Raw genomic sequence first — 20,831 nt, 5'->3', positions numbered from 1 at the left:
CCCGCACCGCCCGCTCCCCCCTCACCCCACCTGGTCCGGCTCGTCCGCCTTCACCGAGGACCGGTGCCAGGCCCGCGGCGCCCGCCAGTGGTACTTCAGCGCGAGCAGCCGCAGCGACAGCGCGGTGCACACCGCCAGCCCGCTGGTGAACGCGTTCAGCACGCCGAACCGGATGCACAGGGCCACCATCGCCGCCCCCACGATCGCCGGCACCGCGTACAGGTCGCGGTCCCAGCGCAGCAGCGACGGCACCTCGTTGGCGAGCACGTCGCGCAGCACTCCCCCGCCGACCGCCGAGGCCAGGCCGAGCGTCGCCGACGCGGTGAGCCCGAGCCCGTAGTCGTACGCCTTGGTCGTGCCGCTCACGCAGAAGAGCCCGAGGCCCGCCGCGTCGAAGATGTTCACGCCGAGCTGGATCCGCTCGACCTCCGGGTGCAGGAAGAAGACCAGCACGGTCGCGATCAGCGGGGTGACGAAGTACCCGAGGTCGCTGAAGGCGGCGGGCGGCACCGCGCCGATGACCAGGTCGCGGAACAGCCCTCCGCCCAGCGCGGTGACCTCCGCCAGGACCGCCATGCCGAAGACGTCGAAGTTCTTGCGCACGGCGAGCAGGGCGCCGGAGATCGCGAAGACGAAGATCCCGACGAGGTCGAGCACGTGTTGGACGGAGGGGGTGAACAGTTCCTGGAGCACCCGACATTCTTACCCACGGCCGAGTGCCGAACGGACGTACAGCACGTCCGACGCGTCGCGCGCCCTACAGGGCGGGCTTGCCCTTCGTGAACAGCCAGGTGTCGAAGAGCGCGTCCAGTTGCTGCCCGGAGATCCGCTCGGCGTAGCGGATGAAGTCCTTGGTGGTGGCGTTGCCGTACTTGTGGTCCGCGACCCAGGTCCGCAGCAGCTTGAAGAACGCCTTGTCGCCGATCTTCTCGCGCAGCACCTGGAGCGTCATCGCCCCGCGCTGGTAGACCGCGGAGGCGAACATGGTGTCGCGCTGCGGGTCGCCGACCACCGTCTGCCAGAAGGGCAGCTCGGCCGGGCGCGCGTTGTACGCGGCACGCATCAGGTCGTGGGCGTTGCCCCGGCCCTTGTGCTCCTCCCACAGCCACTGGCTGTAGGTGGCGAAGCCCTCGTTGAGCCAGATGCTGTCCCACTTCTCGACCGACACCGAGTCGCCGAACCACTGGTGGGCCAGCTCGTGGGCGATGGTCGACTCGCTGCGGACCGCGGAGTAGACCGGCTTGGTCTGGGTCTCCAGGGAGAACCCGGCCTGCGGCATGTCGTCGACGATCGCGCCGGTCTCCTCGAAGGGGTACTTGCCGAACAGCTCGGACCAGTAGTCGGTGACCTCGGCGGTGACGCCGTACACGTCGACGTTGTTGCTGTTCTGCAGGACCGGGTCGATGGCCACGTAGATCGGGACGCCGCCGGGGGTGCGGCCCGTCCTGACGTCGAACTTGCCGATGGTGGCGGTGGCCAGGTAGGTCGCCATGGGCTTGTCGGTGCGCCAGTGGCTGACCGTCTTGCCGCCCTGGGTGCGGGTGGAGACCAGACGGCCGTTGGAGACTCCGGTGAGGCCCTTGGGGGCCTTGATGCGGATGTCGAAGGTGGCCTTGTCGGAGGGGTGGTCGCTGCCCGGGAACCAGGTGGAGGCGGCGTTCGGTTCACAGGCCACGAAGACGCCGTCGGTGGTCTTCATCCAGCCGTAGTCCGAGCCGAAGACGATCGGGCCGCTCAGCGCCTCGGGGATGCCGTTGTACTTCACCTCGACGGTGAAGTCGCGGCCCTTGGCGAGCGGGTGGCGGGGCTTGACCGTGATCTCGTCGCCGCTGCGGGTGAACCGGGCGGATCTGCCGTTCACCTCGACCGAGGTGACGGTCAGCTTCTGGAGGTCGAGGTTGAAGGTGGACAGGCTCTGCTCGGCGCGGGCGGTGATCTCCGCGCTCGCGGCGAGCCGGTCGCTGTCCGGGTTGTAGTCGAGGTCCAGGCCGTAGTGCCGGATGTCGAAGCCGCCGTTGCCGAGCTGCGGGAAGTACGGGTCACCGATGCCGTCCGCACCGGGACGGGGTCCCGGGGAGGCGGCGATGAGGGCGACCGATGCGGTGGCGGTCGCGAGGGCGGACAGCCGCAGGGCTGCCAGACGTGCCGAACGGGAGAGTGCCATGAGTCTTCCCTTCGAACGCGGTGCCGAATGAAGCAGACGCGCCGACTCTGCACTCTCCCGTTCCCGGAAGCGACCGACATGTACATGACTTTACGAAGTCGTGGCCTACCGGCCGGTTGGAACCCATTCGTCCGGATTCCAACCGGCCAACTCCGCACGTCCGGGGCCTGCCCGACCGCCCTAGTCGGCGTTCTTCGCGACGTCCACGGTCTTCACCGCGTCCTTCGCCTCCGCCAGGACCTTCTCGCCCGGCGCCTGGTCCTCGGCGTTCTCCGGGTGGTGGCAGGCGACCTGCTGACCGGGCTTGAGCTCCAGCAGCGGCGGCTCCTGCGTCTTGCAGATCTCCGTCGCCTTCCAGCACCGGGTGTGGAACCGGCAGCCGCTCGGCGGCGAGATCGGCGAGGGAACGTCGCCCTTGAGCAGGATCCGCTCGCTCTTGACGCCGCGCCGCTTCGGGTCCGGCACCGGCACCGCCGACATCAGCGCCTTGGTGTACGGGTGCATCGGCGCCTTGTACAGCGAGTCGCGGTCCGCCAGCTCGACGATCTTGCCGAGGTACATCACCGCGATCCGGTCCGAGACGTGCCGGATGACCGACAGGTCGTGCGCGATGATCACGTACGTCAGCCCCAGCTCCTGCTGGAGGTCGTCCAGCAGGTTGACCACCTGGGCCTGGATCGACACGTCGAGCGCGGAGACCGGCTCGTCCGCCACGACCAGCTTCGGCTTGAGCGCGAGCGCGCGGGCGATGCCGATGCGCTGGCGCTGACCGCCGGAGAACTCGTGCGGATAGCGGTTGTAGTGCTCGGGGTTGAGACCGACCACCTCCAGCAGCCGCTGCACCTCGCGCTTGAGGCCGCCCTCCGGCTCGACGCCCTGGAGCTTGAACGGCGCCGAGATGATGGTGCCGACCGAGTGCCGGGGGTTCAGCGAGGAGTACGGGTCCTGGAAGATCATCTGCACATCCCGGCGCATCGGGCGCATGCCCCGTACACCGAGGTGGGTGATGTCCTGGCCCTGGAACTCCACGGAGCCGGCGGTGGGCTCCAGGAGACGGGTGATGAGCCGGCCCATGGTCGACTTGCCGCAGCCCGACTCGCCCACGACGCCCAGCGTCTCACCGGCGCGCACGTCGAAGGAGAGACCGTCCACCGCCTTGACCGAGGCGACCTGCCGCTGGAGCAGACCCTTCTTGATCGGGAAGTGCTTCTGCAGGCCGTCGACCTTCAGCAGCACCTCCCGCTCCTCGGCTGCGGACGAGGCCTTGCCCGGGTCGGAAGTCTCGCTCGTCGCGGGATTCGTCACGTCGTTGTCCTCGCTCACAGCTTGGGCGCAATCTCTTCGGTCCAGATCCGCTCCCGGTCCTCCTGCGACATGTGGCAGGCGGTCCAGTGCCCTTCGCTCCCCACCTGGGTGAGCTCGGGACGGGTGGTGCGGGTGATGCCGCCCTTGGGCACATCGGCGTACGGGCAGCGCGGGTTGAAGGCGCAGCCGGACGGGATGTTGATCAGGGACGGCGGGGAGCCCTTCACCGGGATGAGGCGCTCGGTCATCTCCCGGTCGATGCGCGGCATCGAACCGAGGAGACCCCAGGTGTACGGGTGGCGGGGCTCGTAGAAGACCTTCTCCGCCGGACCGCGCTCGACGCACCGGCCGCCGTACATCACCAGGATGTCGTCGGCCAGTTCGGCGACGACGCCCAGGTCGTGGGTGATGACGATGACCGCCGAGCCGAACTCCTTCTGCAGGTCCCGGATGAGGTCCAGGATCTGCGCCTGGACGGTGACGTCCAGGGCGGTGGTCGGCTCGTCGGCGATGAGCAGCTGGGGGTTGTTGACCAGCGACATCGCGATCATGGCGCGCTGGCGCATACCGCCGGAGAACTCGTGCGGGTGGGAGTCCACCCGCTTGTCCGGCTGCGGGATGCCCACCCGGTCCAGCATCTCGATGGCACGCTTGCGCGCGACCTTCTTGTCCACCTTGTGGTGGACCCGGTAGGCCTCGATGATCTGGTGGCCGATGGTGAAGTACGGGTGCAGGGCGGACAGCGGGTCCTGGAAGATCATCGCCATCTCGCGGCCGCGCAGCTCGCGCACGACCTTGGGGTCGGCGGTGAGCAGCTCCTGGCCGTTCAGCCAGATCTCGCCGGAGATGTTCGCCTTGCGCTTGCCGTACTGGCCCGTGGTGTGCAGGCCCATGATGCCCATCGAGGTGACGGACTTGCCGGAGCCGGACTCGCCCACGATGCCGAGGGTCTTGCCCTTCTCCAGCGTGAAGCTGAGCCCGTCGACGGACTTCACCAGGCCGTCGTCGGTCGGGAAGTGCACCTTGAGGTCACGCACTTCGAGGAAGGACTCGGACGGACTCCTGTCGGCGGCCACGGGCTCCCCCAGCGCCGAGCCGCTCTTGCTCAGGTCGGTCATGCGAGCCTCACTCGGGGGTCGATCACTGCGTACATCAGGTCCACGACCAGGTTGGCGATGACCACCGCCGCGGAGGTGATCAGGGTGACGCCGATGATGATCGGGAGGTCCCGGTCGCTGATCGCCCTCAGCACCGAACTGCCGAGACCGGGAATGCTGAAGGTGGTCTCGGTCAGGATCGCGCCGCCGACCAGTGCGCCGATGTCCATGCCGAAGACGGTGAGGATCGGCGCCATGGTGGAGCGCATGGCGTGCTTGCCGATGACGACCTGCTCGGTCAGGCCCTTGGCCCGTGCGGTACGGACGTAGTCCTCGCCCATGACGTCCATCATGGTGGCGCGCGTGAGTCTCGCGTACATCGCCGCCTGGAGGAAGGCGAGGGTGACCCACGGCAGGATCATGCCGGAGAACCACGCGCTCGGTGAGTCCGCGAAGGGCACGTACTCGCCGACCCAGCCGAGGCCGTACTTGAAGATCACCAGCGAGAGCATGCCGGTGAAGTAGATCGGCAGCGAGACGCCCGCGAGCGCCACGGCCATCGAGCCGCGGTCCCAGAGGGTGCCGCGCTTGAGCGCGGAGACCATGCCGGTGGCGACACCCATGACCAGCCAGAGGATCGCCGCGCCGGCGACCAGGCCGAGGGTGACCGGAAGGCGGTCCTGGAGGGTCTGCCAGACCGGTGCCTCGGTACGGAAGGAGTACCCGAAGCACGGCGCGGGGCAGTGGATCGAGTCACCGAAGCTGTTGTAGTCGCGGCCGACGAACAGACCGCGGACGAACTCCCACAACTGGACCATGATCGGGTCCGCCAGGCCGAGCTTGTCCCGGATGCCCTGGAGGGCCGCCGGGTCGTTCTGCTTGCCGGCGTACATGCTGGCCAGATCGAGTCCGGCCCATTTCGGAATCAGGAAGAAGATGCCGAACGTCACCAGAATGACGATCAACAGCATCACTATGACGGCGCCAAGCCGCCTGATGAGATATGCGAGCACTGCTCTCGGCCCGGCGGGACGGGCCGGGGAGGCACCGGATTGCGGTACCTGCCCCGACCCGTCACGCGACGGCCCTCACCTGCCCTTCGTGCCTAGCGGCGGGTGCGCCGGCGGAGCGATCGGAAAGGTCACTACTTGACGACGCCGAGCGAGGCGTAGTCGTAGAAACCGTTGTTGTTGGTGGTGGTGTAGACGTTCGTCAGTCGGTTGCTGCGCCACTTGATGTTCTTCTCGAAGACGAACGGCAGGTAGACCGCGTGGTCCGAGACCATCTTGTTGACGTCCGCGTAGATCTTGGCGGCGTCTTCCGGCGTCTTCGCGGCGATGGCGTCGGCGAGACCCTTGTCGACCTTCGGGTCCTTCAGCATCGAGTAGTTGTTGTTGCCGGTCTCGGTGATGAACTTCGAGCCGACGAGCGGGAGCAGGAAGCCCTGGCCGGACGAGAAGTCCGGGCCCCAGCCCATGATGATGATGCCGTAGTTCTTCTGCTCGACGACCTTCGGTGCGCCGATGACGCTGGAGGACTGGGCGCCGTCGTACTGGTCGATGTCGGCCTTGATGCCGATCTTGGCCAGCGAGGCCTGCATCGACTGCGCGGTGGCGACCTCGGCCGACTTGTTGTTGCGGACCGCGATGGTGGTGGTGAAGCCGTTCGGCTTGTTGCAGAGCTTCAGCTCCTCCTTGGCCTTGGCGATGTTCGCCGCGCCGTTGTTGGAGGTCACCTCGTAGGGGTCGTACTTCGGGTCCGAACCGCTGATGATCTTCGGCAGCATGTTCGTCGCGATGTCACCGCCGGCCTGCGGGCCGCCACGGGCGGTCTGCAGCGACTTGTGGTCGCTTCCGTAGATCACGGCCTTGCGGCAGTGGATGTTGTCGAACGGCTTGACCGTCTGCGGGAAGACCGCGTAGCGGATGTAGCCGGTGTCCGGGTTGTCGATGTTGCCGCGGAACTTCGAGATCGCCTTGGTGCGGCCGGCCGCGCCGAGGCCGGTGCCGTTGATGTCGAGGTCGTAGTCACCGGCGATGAGACGGTTGTCCATGTCATCGGGGTTGCTGATCAGGGTGACGTCGATCTTGTCCGGCAGCGCCTTGCGGATCGGGTCCGTCTTGACGTCCCAGTGCGGGTTGCGGCTCAGCTTCAGGGACTTGTTCGCCTCGTAGGAGTCGAACTTGTACGGGCCCATGGAGAACGGCTTCTGACCGTACTTGGACTTGGTGTCCATGTCCGGGCGGACCGGGGTGCCGGACGGCATGGCCAGCATCTGCTCGAAGTCGACGTTGGGCGCCGGGAGCTTGAAGACGATGGTGTAGTCGTCCGGCGTCTCGATGGCCTTCAGACCGAGCTTCTCCGGGTCCTTGTCCTCGTAGGGACCCTTGTACTCCTTCTTCGGGTCCAGGACCTGCTGGATGTAGATCGGACCGCCGGAGACGACCTTGTCCGCCCAGATGCGCTCAATGCCGTACTTGACGTGCTTGGAGGTGACCTCCTTGCCGTCCTCCCACTTGATCCCCTTCTTGAGCTTGTACGTGTAGGTCTTCTTGTCCGCGGAGACCTCGGCGAGACCGGTCGCCAGGTCGGGGACGAGCTCCTCGCTCTCCTTGCCCGGCGCGGGCTTGTAGGAGATCAGCGTGCGCGTGTAGTAGCGCGCGAAGTCCCACATGAAGCCGTAGTAGCCGCGCTGCGGGTCCCAGGAGTCGGCGTCCTGCGTGCCGATGTACTTGAGCGTCCCGCCCTTCTTGTCCGAAGGGTTGAGGACCTTGCTGTTGGCCGCGTCGAAGCCGGCGCCCTTGCCGTCCGCACCGTTGCCGCCGCCCTTGCTGCCGCCTCCGCCGCAGGCAGCGGTGGTCAGCAGAGCCGCGACGACGATGGCCGACGCGGCGGCCGTCTTTCGCCTGGGAGTCCTGATGGTTGTCACGATCTACTTCCTCCGTCATGGGAAACACGGTCCGTGCGGTGCGCCGGACCGGAGCTCTGGGTGGGTCGCCGCATCAGCGCGTGCCCTTGGGGTCGAGTGCGTCCCTGACCCCGTCTCCGAAGAGGTTGAAGGCCATCACGGTGATGAAGATCGCGAGACCGGGGATGATCATGTAAGTCGGGACGAACTCGAAGGTCGCGATCGCGCTGGAGAGCATCTGCCCCCACGACGCGGTGGGCGGCTTGACGCCGACACCCAGGAAGCTGAGCGCGGCCTCGGTGAGGATGTTGGTCGGGATCATCAGCGTCATGTAGACGGTGATGGGAGCCACCAGGTTGGGCAGCAGTTCCTTGAACAGGACGTATCCGCGCCCGGCGCCCAGGCTGCGGGCGGCCTCGACGTACTCCCGCTCGCGCAGCGACAGCGTCTGGCCTCTGACGATGCGGCCGATGTACGGCCAGCCGAAGAAGCCGATGACCAGGATCAGGACGAGGATGCGCACGCCCGTACCGGTCAGACCGAACATGTCGTTGGGCAGCACCGACACCAGCGCGATGATGAACAGGAGCTGCGGGAACGACAGCAGCATGTCCATGACGCGGCTGATGAACGCGTCGATCCAGCCGCCGAAGAACCCGGCGAGCAGGCCGAGGACGGTGCCGATGACCACCGCGACGACCGCCGCGGCGAAGCCGACGAGCAGCGACACGCGCGCACCGTAGACGATGCGGCTGAAGACGTCGCGGCCGTTGACCGGCTCGACTCCGAACAGGAAGTCGGAGTTGGCTCCGCCCCAGGCGCCGATCGGGTTCGACGTCAGCGGGTCGATCTGGTCCTCGTGGTACTCGTCGGGCGGGTGCCCGAGCAGATCCACGATCCACGGCGCGAAGATCGCGACGAGCACGAGGAAGAGAACGACCGCGCCGCCGGCCAGGGCCAGCTTGTCGCGCTTGAGCCTGGTCCAGGCGATCTGGCGCAGCGACCGTCCTTCGACGGCCTTGGTCACGACATGTGCGGCGACGGCGGCGTCCTGCGCCGGATCCGTATCCACACTCGTGTCGGGCAATGGTGCCGTCATCGTGGTAGCGACCCCTCTCGGCCAGCGGTGACCGGCCCTTGCTCGCCGCTAGTGGCGGCTTGAAGCTTGTCGAACACAGGGCGAACGCCCCTTGATTCGGGGAGTCTTCAACGCGAACGCGGCGCCCCGCCAGACCCCCCGGCCAAAGGATGCGCAACCGTGACGCTTTCTGCGGTTTTCCGGTATGCGGACGGGGGTGAACCACGGGCGAACAGTGGGCAATTGGGCGCAACGTCCGGCAGTACGTGCCAACTCCCGCCCATGGCCGCCAAATTGGGACAGAACCTAACTTTGCGCGAACTCGGCGCCCGGACATGCGAATTGGCCCCACGAAGGGGGCCAAAAGGGACTAACGGGGAGGGGTGTCGACGTCAGTAGGCGCGCGACGGCGGGTAGCCGTACCCGGGCGCACCGGTCGGCGCGGGGGCGTGCGCGTCACGGGTGTAGAACGGCCGGGCGTTGGCGCGCAACCACATCCCGACCGGGTCGTGCTCGTCGGTCATCGCGACCGTGGACACCGGCAGGCCGTCCGGGACGACCCCGATGGACTGCTGCATCATCGCCCGCACCGCCTCGACCGACTGCCGCCCGGTGTCGTACAGGTCCAGACCGATGGCGAGGTACGGGGCGCCCAGCGCGGGCTGCACCCAGGCGCGCAGCAGGGCGCGCACGGCAGGGGTGCGATGGGCGTTCTGGGACAGCCGGGCGTAGAACTGCGGAATCTCCAGCGCGGGTTCCGAGATCCGCAGCGGCCCGGCCGGCATCCGGTCCAGACCGGTGGCGATGCGCCTGAGGTCGAGCCACGGGATGCCCAGTCCGCCGCCGGGGGCGTGCGGGTTGAGCCAGATGCCCCAGCGGTCGGGGTAGAGGGCGCGGGCCAGGTCCTGCCCGGAGGCCACCTCGTACGCCCGGTTCCAGCCGCTGGCGGCCAGCTCCTGGGCGGAGGTCACACAGGGCGCGTAGCCGAAGCCGTCGACCTCCATGTTCCCGTACTGGGCGTCGGGGGATCCGGCAGTGCCGTGCCAGAGCAGCATCCACAGCTTGCCGTCGACGAGGGCGTGCAGCAGCGCCTCGTACGCGTCGTACCGCCCGGGGGTCACCTGGCGCAGCATGTGCTCGACCTGTCCGGCCGCCGCGGTGCCTGACGCGCTCACCCTGGGTCCCGCCCCTCTTCGATCCGCCGTGTCGACGCTGGCCACACTCGAACAAGTCGCCCCCGTGTGGCGAGGTCATCAAACCAGCTTAAGCGGCACCGCTGACACCGAGTCGGTACCGGTTTCGAAGACTTCGCCGGGCCTTGACCCGGCTCCCGCCTCCCACCGTGCTCAGTGTTCCCTCTGGTAGAAGGGCCGTACCCGTTCCAGCATCCAGTCGGCGACCGGGTCCTGGGCCATGTCGAGCAGCAGCAGATGCACGGGCCACGGTACGGACTCGCGCCCGAGCGCACGGCCCAGCGCGTCCATCGGCGCGTTGCGGTCCGCGCCCTCCCACGACGACAGCTGTACTCCGACGAACAGTGCGGGCTCCTCCCCCTCGACGCTCGCCAGCGCGCGCCGGGCGGTGACCACCACACCGCTCTGCTGGAACTCCCCCGCGGCCGCGGCCAGGAAATCGACCGGTTCGTCCTGCCAGTCGGGCTCGAAGAGCCGCACCCGGCCGCCACCGGCGGGCCCGTCCAGCGGGGTGCGGCCGGTCCGGCACAGTTCCGCGACGGCGGGCGGCGGCAGCGGGGCGCCCACGGCGCCGCCCGGGTTCACGACGATGCCCAGCTGCGGCGGCAGCCCGCGGGCGAACTCGACGGCCGGGGCCACCGCGAAGGACATGTGCGCGCCCACGCACTGGAGGAACTGCTGCTCGGAGCTGAAGACGGGCACGTACGCCTGGCCGTCGAGCTCCGTGGTGGGCAGGTCGAGCGGGCCGCTGTCGCGGCTGCCGCCGTTGGGCAGCGGCACCCACAGCGGGCTGCGGCCGAGCACCTCGACGAGGCGGGCACCGGCGGCGGGGTTGCCGAGGGAGGCGGCAAGCACCTCTTCGAGCTCGTTGGCGGGCCAGCCGGGACCGGGCACGCCCTGCCCCGGAGCGTCACCGGCACCGTGCGGGCCGCCGAACCCCGGAACCTCGCCGGTGCCGTGCGGGCCGCCGAATCCCTGGGGGTGACCCGATCCGTGGGGGCCGCCCGCCCCGTCCATGCCGTACTGCCCCGTCGTATCCGGAAAGTCCACGGACCGTCCCCTTCTCGCCTGCCACCCGCTCCTGTACTGCGCGAACGAGCCTATCCGCCCCTTCGAACACCGGTCCGCCCCGGGCGTACGCCCTCAGGCCCCCTCGAAACCGATCTCGCGCAGCACTCCCGCCGCCGTCCGGTCGAGCAGCACGGCGGAGGAGCACCCGGCGGGCAGCCGCTCGCCCTCGGCGTCGCGCACCAGGGTGCCGACGGCCCTGCGGTGCCGGGCGAAGGCGTAGCCGGAAACACCGCGCCCGCGCTCCCGCTGCCCGTCCCTGGCCACCTCGGGCGTCACGTCGAGCAGGACGAGCCGCAGCCCGCGCCCGCGCCGCCGGGCCTCCCGGGCCAGCCAGCGGCGCACCCAGGCCTGCGTACCGCAGTCGTGCACGACCACGCTCTCGCCCGAGCGCAGCGCCCTGCGCAGTCCCGCGTAGTGCGCGATCCGCACCAGGGGCCGGTAGAGGGCGTACGGCAGCCAGCCGGGCGCGGCGGCGTCCCAGCGCTCGCGCACGTCCTGCGAGTCGATGGTGCGCACCCCGGTCGCCGTACGCCCGATCAGAGTGCTCTTGCCGCTGCCGGGCAGTCCGGACACCACGACCACGTCCCCGGTCGCGAACATCAGCCGGCGCGGGCTGCACCCGGACCTCTCCCGCAGGTCCCGCACGACCGGCACCGGCACCGGCCGCGCCGCTCTTACGCGCGCCTTCGCTCCCGCCCCCGCCACTCCCGCCGTGGCAACACCGCTGGATTGCTGCAACGCCCTCACCCCTCCCCCTGCTGGGTACGACCTCACCCTTGCCCAAGAAGTGTAAAGAAAAGGTAATGCGGGACAAGCGATTTGCCGACCGAGGGGGGCGTGCAATGATGTGCGCGCCAGGCGTCCCCTGCGCACACCCAACTTCACAACGGCCGCATGAATCCGCGCGGGAGAGTCCTCGGCAGCACTGCCGGGACGCCGAAGGAGCAAGTTCCTCCCTTGAATCTCTCAGGCCCCGTACCGCGCGGGCGAGGCAGATCTGAAAAGCGGGTCCTCCCTGTCGGCACGCCGGCAGCCGGGACTCCACCCAAGGTGCAAGCCTGACGCCCGTGTGGCGTCGGCGAACCTCTCAGGTTCCGATGACAGATGGGGAGGAAAGTCCTCGTCGTCATGCCCGTCGTCATGCCTTGGGAGTCACTTCATGAGCACCACCCGCCTCACTGCCCTCGATGCCCTGCATCGCTCGCTCGGCGCGACCATGACCGACTTCGCGGGCTGGGACATGCCGCTGCGCTACGCCTCCGAGCGCGACGAGCACAACGCCGTACGCACCAGGGCCGGCCTCTTCGACCTCTCCCACATGGGTGAGATCACCGTGAGCGGCCCGCAGGCCGTGGACCTCCTGAACTTCGCCCTGGTCGGCAACATCGCCACCGTGGGCCTCGGCCGCGCCCGGTACACGATGATCTGCCAGGAGGACGGCGGCATCGTCGACGACCTGATCGTCTACCGCCTGGGCGAGAGCGAGTACATGGTCGTCGCCAACGCGGGCAACGCCCAGGTCGTGCTGGACGCCCTCGTCGCCCGCTCGGCCGGCTTCGACGCCGAGGTCCGCGACGACCGCGACGCGTACGCACTGATCGCCGTGCAGGGCCCGGAGTCCCCCGGCATCCTGAAGTCCGTCACCGACGCCGACCTGGACGGCCTGAAGTACTACGCGGGCCTGCCCGGCACCGTCGCCGGTGTCCCCGCCCTGATCGCGCGCACGGGCTACACCGGCGAGGACGGCTTCGAGCTGTTCGTCGAGCCGCAGCACGCCGAGAAGCTGTGGCAGGCGCTGACGGAGGCGGGCAAGGACTCCGGCCTGATCCCGTGCGGCCTGTCCTGCCGCGACACGCTGCGCCTGGAGGCGGGCATGCCGCTGTACGGCAACGAGCTGACGACGTCCCTGACGCCCTTCGACGCGGGGCTCGGCCGGGTCGTCAAGTTCGAGAAGGAGGGCGACTTCGTCGGCCGTACGGCGCTCACCGCCGCCGCCGAGCGCGCCGAGAGCGCCCCGCCGCGCAAGCTGGTCGGGCTGATCGCCGAGGGCCGCCGTGTTCCGCGCTCCGGCTACCAGGTGGTCGTCGACGGCAAGGTCGTCGGCGAGGTCACCTCGGGCGCCCCGTCCCCGACCCTGGGCCGGCCGATCGCCATGGCGTACGTCGACGCGGCGCACGCGGCCCCGGGCACCGAGGGCGTCGGCGTGGACATCCGTGGCTCGCACGAGCCGTACGAGGTCGTCGCTCTGCCCTTCTACAAGCGCCAGAAGTGACGAACGCCGCATACTCGCGGACGTACCCCCGTCTCATCTGTCAAGACCCGGTTCATCAGCACTCCCCCGCATCCAGGAGAATTCAGCCATGAGCAACCCCCAGCAGCTTCGTTACAGCAAGGAGCACGAGTGGCTCGCGACGTCCGAGGACGGCGTCGCCACGGTCGGCATCACCGAGTTCGCGGCCAACGCGCTCGGTGACGTCGTCTACGCCCAGCTCCCCGAGGTCGGCGACACCGTCACCGCGGGCGAGACCTGCGGCGAGCTCGAGTCGACCAAGTCCGTCAGCGACCTGTACTCCCCGGTGACCGGCGAGGTCGTCGCGGCGAACCAGGACGTCGTGGACGACCCCTCGCTGGTGAACTCCGCCCCGTTCGAGGGCGGCTGGCTGTTCAAGGTGCGCGTCACCGCGGAGCCGGACGACCTGCTCTCCGCTGACGAGTACTCCGCGCTCTCCGGCAACTGACACCCCTAGGGACTCGCCTGATGTCGCTTCTCAACTCCTCCCTCCACGAGCTGGACCCGGACGTCGCCGCCGCCGTCGACGCCGAGCTCCACCGCCAGCAGTCCACCCTCGAAATGATCGCCTCGGAGAACTTCGCTCCGGTCGCGGTCATGGAGGCCCAGGGCTCGGTCCTCACCAACAAGTACGCCGAGGGCTACCCGGGCCGCCGCTACTACGGTGGCTGCGAGCACGTCGACGTGGTCGAGCAGATCGCGATCGACCGCATCAAGGCGCTGTTCGGCGCCGAGCACGCGAACGTACAGCCGCACTCCGGTGCGCAGGCCAACGCCGCCGCGATGTTCGCGCTGCTGAAGCCGGGCGACACGATCATGGGCCTGAACCTGGCCCACGGCGGTCACCTGACCCACGGCATGAAGATCAACTTCTCCGGCAAGCTCTACAACGTGGTCGCGTACCACGTGGACGACTCCGGCGTCGTGGACATGGACGAGGTCGCCCGCCTCGCCAAGGAGAGCCGGCCGAAGCTCATCGTGGCCGGCTGGTCCGCGTACCCGCGCCAGCTGGACTTCGCCAAGTTCCGCGAGATCGCGGACGAGGTCGGCGCGTACCTGATGGTCGACATGGCGCACTTCGCGGGCCTGGTGGCGGCCGGGCTGCACCCCAACCCGGTGCCGCACGCCCACGTCGTCACCACCACCACCCACAAGACCCTCGGCGGTCCGCGCGGTGGCGTGATCCTCTCCACCCAGGAGCTCGCCAAGAAGATCAACTCCGCGGTCTTCCCCGGTCAGCAGGGCGGCCCGCTGGAGCACGTGATCGCGGCCAAGGCCGTCTCCTTCAAGGTCGCGGCCTCCGAGGAGTTCAAGGAGCGCCAGCAGCGCACCCTGGACGGCGCCCGCATCCTGGCCGAGCGCCTGGTGCAGGCCGACGTCACCGAGCACGGCGTCTCGGTCCTGTCCGGCGGCACCGACGTGCACCTGGTCCTGGTCGACCTGCGCAACTCGGAGCTGGACGGCCAGCAGGCCGAGGACCGCCTCCACGAGGTCGGCATCACGGTCAACCGCAACGCCATCCCGAACGACCCCCGCCCCCCGATGGTCACCTCGGGTCTGCGCATCGGCACCCCGGCGCTGGCCACCCGCGGTTTCCGGACGGAGGACTTCACCGAGGTCGCCGACATCATCGCCGAGGCCCTGAAGCCGTCGTACGACGCCAAGGCCCTCTCCGAGCGGGTCTCGGCACTCGCCGACAAGCACCCGCTTTACCCCGGGCTGAAGTAGTTCCGTAGGCTTCACCTGGACGACCAAATCCAGCAATACGTAAATACGGGGCACCGCGCACACTGGACAGTGAGTGCGGTGCCCCGTCCCTTGCCCCCCCCGGCAGGGGACAGCCCCCGCACCTGTTCCGCCCGACGGACAACGGCGTCCGCCACCCTTCTGAGGAGTTCTGCTGTGGCCATCTCGGTCTTCGACCTGTTCTCGATCGGCATAGGCCCGTCCAGCTCCCACACGGTCGGCCCCATGCGGGCCGCCCGGATGTTCGTGGGACGCCTCAAGAAGGACGGCCTGCTCGCCCAGACCACGTCCGTGCGCGCCGAGCTCTTCGGCTCCCTCGGTGCCACCGGCCACGGCCACGGCACCCCCAAGGCGGTCCTGCTCGGCCTGGAGGGCCACTCCCCGCGCACGGTGAACGTGGAGACCGCGGACGACGAGGTGGAGCGCATCCGCGCCACCGGCAAGCTGCGCCTGCTCGCCACCGAGATCGGCTCCGCGCACGAGATCGACTTCGACGAGCCCAACGAGCTGATCCTGCACCGCCGCCGCTCCCTGCCCTACCACGCGAACGGAATGACCCTCTTCGCGTACGACGCCCAGGGCGCGCCCCTCCTGGAGAAGACCTATTACTCGGTCGGCGGCGGCTTCGTCGTCGACGAGGACGCGGTCGCGGGCGAGAACCCGATCGTCCCCGACGACACGGTCCTCAAGTACCCCTTCCGCACCGGCGACGAACTCCTGCGCCTCGCGAACGAGACCGGCCTGTCCATCTCGTCCCTGATGCTGGAGAACGAGAAGGCCTGGCGCACCGAGGAGGAGATCCGCGAGGGCCTCCTGGAGATCTGGCGCGTCATGCAGTCCTGCGTCTCCCGCGGCATGTCCCGCGAGGGCATCCTCCCCGGCGGTCTCAAGGTCCGCCGCCGCGCCGCCAACTCGGCCCGCCAGCTGCGCGCCGACGGCGACCCCAAGGCGCACGCCATGGAGTGGGTGACCCTCTACGCGATGGCGGTCAACGAGGAGAACGCGGCGGGCGGCCGGGTCGTCACCGCCCCGACCAACGGCGCCGCGGGCATCATCCCCGCGGTCCTGCACTTCTACATGAACTTCGTCCCGAACGCGGACGAGGACGGCGTGGTCCGCTTCCTCCTCGCCGCGGGCGCCATCGGCATGCTCTTCAAGGAGAACGCCTCCATCTCCGGCGCCGAGGTCGGCTGCCAGGGCGAGGTCGGCTCCGCCTGCTCGATGGCGGCCGGCGCCCTCGCCGAGGTGCTCGGCGGCTCCCCGGAGCAGGTCGAGAACGCGGCCGAGATCGGCATGGAGCACAACCTGGGCCTCACCTGCGACCCGGTCGGCGGTCTGGTCCAGATCCCCTGCATCGAGCGCAACGGCATGGCCTCGGTGAAGGCCGTCACCGCCGCCAAGATGGCGATGCGCGGCGACGGCAGCCACAAGGTCTCCCTCGACAAGGTCATCAAGACCATGAAGGAGACCGGCGCCGACATGAAGGTCAAGTACAAGGAGACGGCCCGCGGCGGCCTCGCGGTCAACGTCATCGAGTGCTGAGGAACAGTTCCCGAACCGGCCCCGGCGATGCCGGGGCCGGTTCTTTTCTGCGCGCCGCCAAAGACCTGGCCGCGCACCCTTGCCACATTCAGTCATTACAGTCACGATTGAAATGTGGATAACGACCAGCACACGCAATGGGTGGAGCGGGTCGCCACCTTCTGCGTCGACGAGTGGGGACTGCCGCCCATCACGGGACGGGTCCTGGGCCTGCTGCTGATCTGCGAGCCGGCCGAGCAGTCCGCCGCCGCCATCGCCGACGCCATCGGGGCGAGCCGCGCCTCGCTGACCGGGAACATGCGGATCCTCACCACGGTCGGCCTGGTGCGCAAGGTGCGCCGGCCGGGCGACCGGACCGCGTACTACCGGATCGAGGACGACGCCTGGGAGAAGGTGATCCGCCGCAAGCTCGACGGCCTCGGCGCTTTCAGCGCCATCGCCGAGGAAGGACTCGCCCTCGCGGGCCCGGACGCCGACGCACGCATCCGGTCCGCCCGCGACTCGTTCGCCTGGCTGCGCGACATCGCGAAGGGAGCACCGTGAACCGCCTCGGACTCACCCCGGTGCAGGAGACCCTCCTGCTCACCCTGCACGCACGGGCAAGGGACGCCGCCACCACCAGGATCCTCGACGACCGGCACGCCGCCGAGGTCGCCGACCGGTTGAACGGCAGGTACGACTTCGCCAAGCTCCGGATGAGGCCCAGCCTCGTGGTGGGCACCGCCCTGCGCAACCGCGGGCTCGACGACGCGGTCCGCCGGTTCACCTCGGCGCACCAGGTCGCCGTCGTCATCGACCTGGGCGCGGGCCTGGACACGCGGGCACTGCGGTGCACCCCGCCCGCGGGCGTCGACTGGTTCGATGTCGACTTCCCCGAAGTCATCGCCCTGCGGCGGGAGTTGGTGCCCGAGCACACGCACCTCGTCGGCGCCGACGCGACCGAGCACGGCTGGCTGGCGGAGATACCCGCCGGGCGGCCGGCGATCGTGGTCGCGGACGGGTTCCTGCCGTTCCTGCCGGGTGACGCGTTCGCCGCGCTCACCCGTGCGCTCGCCGCCCGTCTGCCGCGGGGCGAGCTGGCGTTCAACGGCTACACCCGGTTCGCGGCCTGGGCCATGCGCTACCACCCGTCGGTCAGGGCTCTGGGCATCAAGGCCGCGCAGGGCTTCGACGACGCCCGCGAGCCGGAAGGCTGGGGCGCCGGACTCGCCCTCCTCCAGGAGCAGTTCCTGACCCGCGCACCGGAGGTCGCCCGCTTCCCCGGGCCGGTGCGCACGCTCACCCGGCTGATGGCTCGCTCTGCGGCCCTGTCCCGGCAGGGCACCCGGATACTCCGGTACGGCTTCCGCACCTCTCCCGCAGCGAACGCTTGACCTGGAGAGCACTCCAACAAGCAGACTCCCGTTCTGTCACCGAAGCCCGAACACCGGGCCCGCACACGGGAGTTCCCATGACCACACCGCCGTCCACCACCTCCGCCACGCCCCCGATGCGCCACCGCACCATCGGCTCCGACCCCGCCACCCGCCGCGAGGTCAGCGTCCTGGCCCTGGGCGCCATGCTGTTCGGCACGTACACCGACGAGCGCACCTCGTACGAGATCCTCGACCGGTTCGCCGAGGCGGGCGGCACCTTCGTCGACACCTCGAACAACTACTCCTACTGGCACGACGACAGCCAGGGCGGCCAGAGCGAGCTCCTCCTCGGCCGCTGGCTCCGCAGCCGGGGCGTCGCGGACCGCATGGTGATCGCCACCAAGCTCGGCGCACGTCCGAAGTCCCCCGGCACCGGCTTCGTCGACAACCCCGAGGGCCTGTCCGCGAAGAGCGTCCGCGAGGCCGTCGACCGCAGCCGCGAGCAGCTCGGCATCGAGAAGATCGACCTGCTGTACACCCACATCGAGGACCGCACCGTCGAACTCGCGGAGACCGTCGAGGCGCTGGGGCAGACGGTACGGGAGGGCTCGGTCGGGCTCCTCGGCACCAGCAACCACGCCACCTGGCGGATCGAGCGGGCCCGCACCCTGGCGAGGGCGGCCGGACTGCCGGGCTACGAGGTGCTCCAGTACCAGCACAGCTACCTCCGCCCCCGCTTCGACGTGCCCTTCCCCCTCTTCCCCGAGGGCAGCCTCGGCCACGTCGGCCCGGACCTGGCCAGCTACCTGCACGCCGACCCCGACCTGACGCTGGTGGCGTACTCGCCGCTGATGGGCGGTGCGTACGTCCGCGAGGACAAGCCGGTGCCGAGCGACTACGACCACCCTGGCACCCCGGCCAGGCTCGCCGCACTGCGCGAGGTCGCCGCGGAGACGGGCGCGACGCCGAACCAGGTCGTACTGTCCTGGCAGCTCGGCCACGCACTCCCGATCGTCCCGCTGGCCGGCGCGTCCTCGGTGGCCCAGCTGGACGAGAACCTGGGTGCCCTGAGCCTGGAACTGTCCCCGGAACAGCGCACCCGCCTGGACGCGGCCCACTGAGGCCGGCGCACTCGCGCGAACGCGGTCACCGGGGCCGGCGCCCCGCCCGGACTCGGCGCCCACTGCCCACACACCGGACGGAAGCGGTCCGCTACTTCTTCACCGCGTACTCCCCGAACGACGCCTCCAGCAGACCGAACACCCGGCGGGCGTCGTCGGCAACGGTGCCGGCGATGTCGTCCGCCGACCGCCCGTCCAGCGTGAGACGCATGATCCGCTGGAACAACACCCTTTGCGCACAGCCCAGTTGGGCCCCGACCGCGTACGCCTCGACATCGTCGCCTCCGGCGCCGGCCTCTTCGGCCAGGGTCCGGCCGAGTGCCTCCTCCCGCTGGTCGTGGAGGTCGCGCAGCCGGGCGGTCAGCGTCGGGCTGCCGTCGATCATGCGGCAGAACTGCTCGCCCGCGAAGCCGATCACCGGGTCCTGCCGCCGCACCCCGTCGAGGAACTCCCGCCGCAGCGCGGCCAGCGCCGACTCCCCCACCGCCCGCTCCGCCACGGCGCGGGCGAGTCCGGCGACGAACTCCTCCTGGTGGTCGAAGGCCAGGTCCTCCTTGCGGGCGAAGTAGTTGGTGACCGTCTTCTTGGCGACCCGGGAGGCCGCCGCGATGTCGGCGATGGTGGTCGCGTCGAAGCCGTTCTCGATGAACAGCCGGGTCGCGTGGTCAGAGATGAGCTGCCGCGTCTCGTGCTTCTTGGACTCCCTGAGCCCCCTGACGGGCTCTGCCGTTGTAGCCATACGAAGAATCTTACCTCCGACGTAACTTTACTCTTGACCACGGTGGTCGGTTCGGCGTAACTTTACGTCGCAGGTAAGTTTTCTACAAGGTTCCACCGAGGGGATGCCCATGCAGGTTGCCGATGTGAGCAACGAGTTCGACCGCCAGATCGAGACGCTGCTGGCGAAGGGTTACGCGACCCTGGCCGGCCGGACCGAGGCAGAGTTCCGCGAGCTCGTCGAGCCGCTGCGCGCACAGGTGACGAAGCGTGCGGAGGCGATGGCTGCGCCGACCGAGGAGCGGGTGCCGTTCCTCCTGGTGGTCACGCGCGAACTGGTCGCCGTCGAGGAGTCGTTGCCGCTGACGACGCTGGCCGGGAAGAAGAAGCCGGGCGTCATCGAGTGGACGTTCAAACCCGGCGAACTGGAGCAGTTCGTCACGCTGAAGGAGCTGGAGGCGCCGGGCACGCAGGCGTACGTGGTCTTCGACGTCGAGCGGGGCGAGGAGTTCTGCTCCGTGGTGCCGCTCGACGCGATGGCCGCGTTGGAGGCACGCGGGAGGACGGGGCTGACACTGGAGGAGGGCATCGCACTGCTCACCCTGTTCCCGGAGACCCTGGCGAAGAACAAGTGCTATTCGCTTTCGGGCTCGCGCCGCGAGAAGGACCGGCGGGTGCCGGCGCTCTGGATCAGCAAGGGTGCGCCGAAGCTGGGCTGGTGCTGGCAGGGCAATCCGCACACCTGGCTCGGCCTGGCTTCAGCAGCCGAACGAGCCTGACCGGCAATCGGCCCGTAAACGCAGAAGAGCCCCGTACCGGTATCCCCGGCACGGGGCTCTTCGCAATGATTGTTCGGCGGCGTCCTACTCTCCCACAGGGTCCCCCCTGCAGTACCATCGGCGCGGAAAGGCTTAGCTTCCGGGTTCGGAATGTAACCGGGCGTTTCCCTAACGCTATGACCACCGAAACACTATGAAATTCGAACGCTGGTGTTTTCACAGCTGTTCGTTATTTCAGAACTAACACAGTGGACGCGAGCAACTGAGGACAAGCCCTCGGCCTATTAGTACCAGTCAGCTCCACCCGTTGCCGGGCTTCCACATCTGGCCTATCAACCCAGTCGTCTACTGGGAGCCTTAACCCCTCGAAGGGGGTGGGAATACTCATCTCGAAGCAGGCTTCCCGCTTAGATGCTTTCAGCGGTTATCCTTTCCGAACGTAGCCAACCAGCCATGCCCTTGGCA

Annotated in this window: 19 protein-coding genes, 2 rRNA genes and 1 riboswitch; of the genes, 8 read left to right on the top strand and 13 right to left on the bottom strand. The window is 69.0% G+C overall.

All coding sequences use genetic code 11. The features are described 5' to 3' along the window. Window positions 1-21: 21 nt before the first annotated feature. From ACFYVL_RS15655 to ACFYVL_RS15610, 10 genes are all read right to left on the bottom strand, one after another. Window positions 22-693 carry a trimeric intracellular cation channel family protein gene (locus tag ACFYVL_RS15655; RefSeq protein WP_389244883.1) on the bottom strand — a complete coding sequence of 224 codons (672 nt, stop codon included), beginning with the start codon at window positions 691-693 and terminating at the stop codon, window positions 22-24. Between the two features lie 64 nt (window positions 694-757). Next, the gene (locus tag ACFYVL_RS15650; RefSeq protein ID WP_389244881.1) at window positions 758-2,164 is read right to left on the bottom strand and encodes a M1 family metallopeptidase; all 1,407 of its coding nucleotides are present in this window, start codon (window positions 2,162-2,164) and stop codon (window positions 758-760) included. A gap of 180 nt (window positions 2,165-2,344) precedes the next feature. After that, window positions 2,345-3,469, bottom strand: coding sequence for an ABC transporter ATP-binding protein (locus ACFYVL_RS15645; protein ID WP_389244879.1), 1,125 nt, complete (start codon window positions 3,467-3,469; stop codon window positions 2,345-2,347). A 14-nt stretch (window positions 3,470-3,483) separates the two neighbouring features. Next, window positions 3,484-4,587 carry an ABC transporter ATP-binding protein gene (locus ACFYVL_RS15640; RefSeq protein WP_389244877.1) on the bottom strand — a complete coding sequence of 368 codons (1,104 nt, stop codon included), beginning with the start codon at window positions 4,585-4,587 and terminating at the stop codon, window positions 3,484-3,486. Continuing rightward, on the bottom strand, window positions 4,584-5,579 hold the full coding sequence (locus ACFYVL_RS15635) for an ABC transporter permease (protein WP_389244875.1): 996 nt from the start codon (window positions 5,577-5,579) through the stop codon (window positions 4,584-4,586). The genes ACFYVL_RS15640 and ACFYVL_RS15635 overlap by 4 nt, the downstream gene beginning before the upstream one ends. Before the next feature lie 131 nt (window positions 5,580-5,710). Further along, entirely contained in the window at window positions 5,711-7,495 is a 1,785-nt protein-coding gene (locus ACFYVL_RS15630) for an ABC transporter substrate-binding protein (RefSeq protein ID WP_389244873.1), read from the bottom strand. A 73-nt stretch (window positions 7,496-7,568) separates the two neighbouring features. Then, window positions 7,569-8,573, bottom strand: a complete 1,005-nt coding sequence (locus ACFYVL_RS15625; protein ID WP_389244871.1) for an ABC transporter permease — start codon at window positions 8,571-8,573, stop codon at window positions 7,569-7,571. 371 nt (window positions 8,574-8,944) lie between these two features. Continuing rightward, window positions 8,945-9,727: an enhanced serine sensitivity protein SseB C-terminal domain-containing protein gene (locus tag ACFYVL_RS15620; protein ID WP_389244869.1), complete on the bottom strand. Its 783-nt coding sequence runs from the start codon at window positions 9,725-9,727 to the stop codon at window positions 8,945-8,947. Between the two features lie 171 nt (window positions 9,728-9,898). Continuing rightward, window positions 9,899-10,795: an enhanced serine sensitivity protein SseB C-terminal domain-containing protein gene (locus ACFYVL_RS15615; protein WP_389244867.1), complete on the bottom strand. Its 897-nt coding sequence runs from the start codon at window positions 10,793-10,795 to the stop codon at window positions 9,899-9,901. A 93-nt stretch (window positions 10,796-10,888) separates the two neighbouring features. Then, entirely contained in the window at window positions 10,889-11,476 is a 588-nt protein-coding gene (locus ACFYVL_RS15610; protein WP_389244865.1) for an AAA family ATPase, read from the bottom strand. Window positions 11,477-11,711: 235 nt separating this feature from the next. Then, window positions 11,712-11,807, top strand: a riboswitch (glycine riboswitch). Window positions 11,808-11,975: 168 nt separating this feature from the next. On the opposite strand from ACFYVL_RS15610, the gene gcvT reads away from it, so the two are divergent. The 7 genes from gcvT (at window position 11,976) to ACFYVL_RS15575 (ending at window position 18,870) form a co-directional block, all read left to right on the top strand. After that, complete coding sequence (gene gcvT, locus ACFYVL_RS15605; RefSeq protein ID WP_389244863.1) at window positions 11,976-13,088, top strand: glycine cleavage system aminomethyltransferase GcvT; 1,113 nt, start codon at window positions 11,976-11,978, stop codon at window positions 13,086-13,088. Between the two features lie 88 nt (window positions 13,089-13,176). Further along, window positions 13,177-13,554, top strand: a complete 378-nt coding sequence (gcvH, locus tag ACFYVL_RS15600) for a glycine cleavage system protein GcvH (protein ID WP_389244861.1) — start codon at window positions 13,177-13,179, stop codon at window positions 13,552-13,554. 20 nt (window positions 13,555-13,574) lie between these two features. Beyond that, window positions 13,575-14,834: a serine hydroxymethyltransferase gene (gene glyA / locus ACFYVL_RS15595; RefSeq protein ID WP_389244859.1), complete on the top strand. Its 1,260-nt coding sequence runs from the start codon at window positions 13,575-13,577 to the stop codon at window positions 14,832-14,834. 174 nt (window positions 14,835-15,008) lie between these two features. Beyond that, a complete protein-coding gene (locus ACFYVL_RS15590) occupies window positions 15,009-16,394 on the top strand; it encodes an L-serine ammonia-lyase (protein WP_389244856.1) in 1,386 nt (461 codons plus the stop codon). Window positions 16,395-16,508: 114 nt separating this feature from the next. Beyond that, a complete protein-coding gene (locus tag ACFYVL_RS15585) occupies window positions 16,509-16,937 on the top strand; it encodes a GbsR/MarR family transcriptional regulator (RefSeq protein ID WP_389244854.1) in 429 nt (142 codons plus the stop codon). Next, a complete protein-coding gene (locus tag ACFYVL_RS15580; RefSeq protein WP_389244852.1) occupies window positions 16,934-17,767 on the top strand; it encodes a class I SAM-dependent methyltransferase in 834 nt (277 codons plus the stop codon). The genes ACFYVL_RS15585 and ACFYVL_RS15580 overlap by 4 nt, the downstream gene beginning before the upstream one ends. Before the next feature lie 116 nt (window positions 17,768-17,883). Then, window positions 17,884-18,870 carry an aldo/keto reductase gene (locus ACFYVL_RS15575; RefSeq protein ID WP_389245381.1) on the top strand — a complete coding sequence of 329 codons (987 nt, stop codon included), beginning with the start codon at window positions 17,884-17,886 and terminating at the stop codon, window positions 18,868-18,870. A 91-nt stretch (window positions 18,871-18,961) separates the two neighbouring features. Here ACFYVL_RS15575 and ACFYVL_RS15570 read toward each other — a convergent pair whose 3' ends face one another. Beyond that, the gene (locus tag ACFYVL_RS15570; protein ID WP_389244850.1) at window positions 18,962-19,609 is read right to left on the bottom strand and encodes a TetR/AcrR family transcriptional regulator; all 648 of its coding nucleotides are present in this window, start codon (window positions 19,607-19,609) and stop codon (window positions 18,962-18,964) included. Between the two features lie 109 nt (window positions 19,610-19,718). Here ACFYVL_RS15570 and ACFYVL_RS15565 point away from each other — a divergent pair, with 109 nt between their 5' ends. Next, complete coding sequence (locus ACFYVL_RS15565; RefSeq protein WP_389244848.1) at window positions 19,719-20,366, top strand: DUF5701 family protein; 648 nt, start codon at window positions 19,719-19,721, stop codon at window positions 20,364-20,366. Between the two features lie 71 nt (window positions 20,367-20,437). Here ACFYVL_RS15565 and rrf read toward each other — a convergent pair. Both rrf and ACFYVL_RS15555 read right to left on the bottom strand, forming a co-directional pair. Next, a 5S ribosomal RNA gene (gene rrf / locus ACFYVL_RS15560) occupies window positions 20,438-20,554 on the bottom strand. A gap of 76 nt (window positions 20,555-20,630) precedes the next feature. Then, window positions 20,631-20,831, bottom strand: a 23S ribosomal RNA gene (locus tag ACFYVL_RS15555); the annotation flags it as partial.

It is taken from the genome of Streptomyces sp. NPDC004111, from assembly GCF_042874215.1.
In the GTDB taxonomy this organism is placed as follows: Bacteria; Actinomycetota; Actinomycetes; order Streptomycetales; family Streptomycetaceae; genus Streptomyces.
Note: the sequence above shows the minus strand (reverse complement) of the source record. Positions and strands in the feature narration are given on the sequence as shown.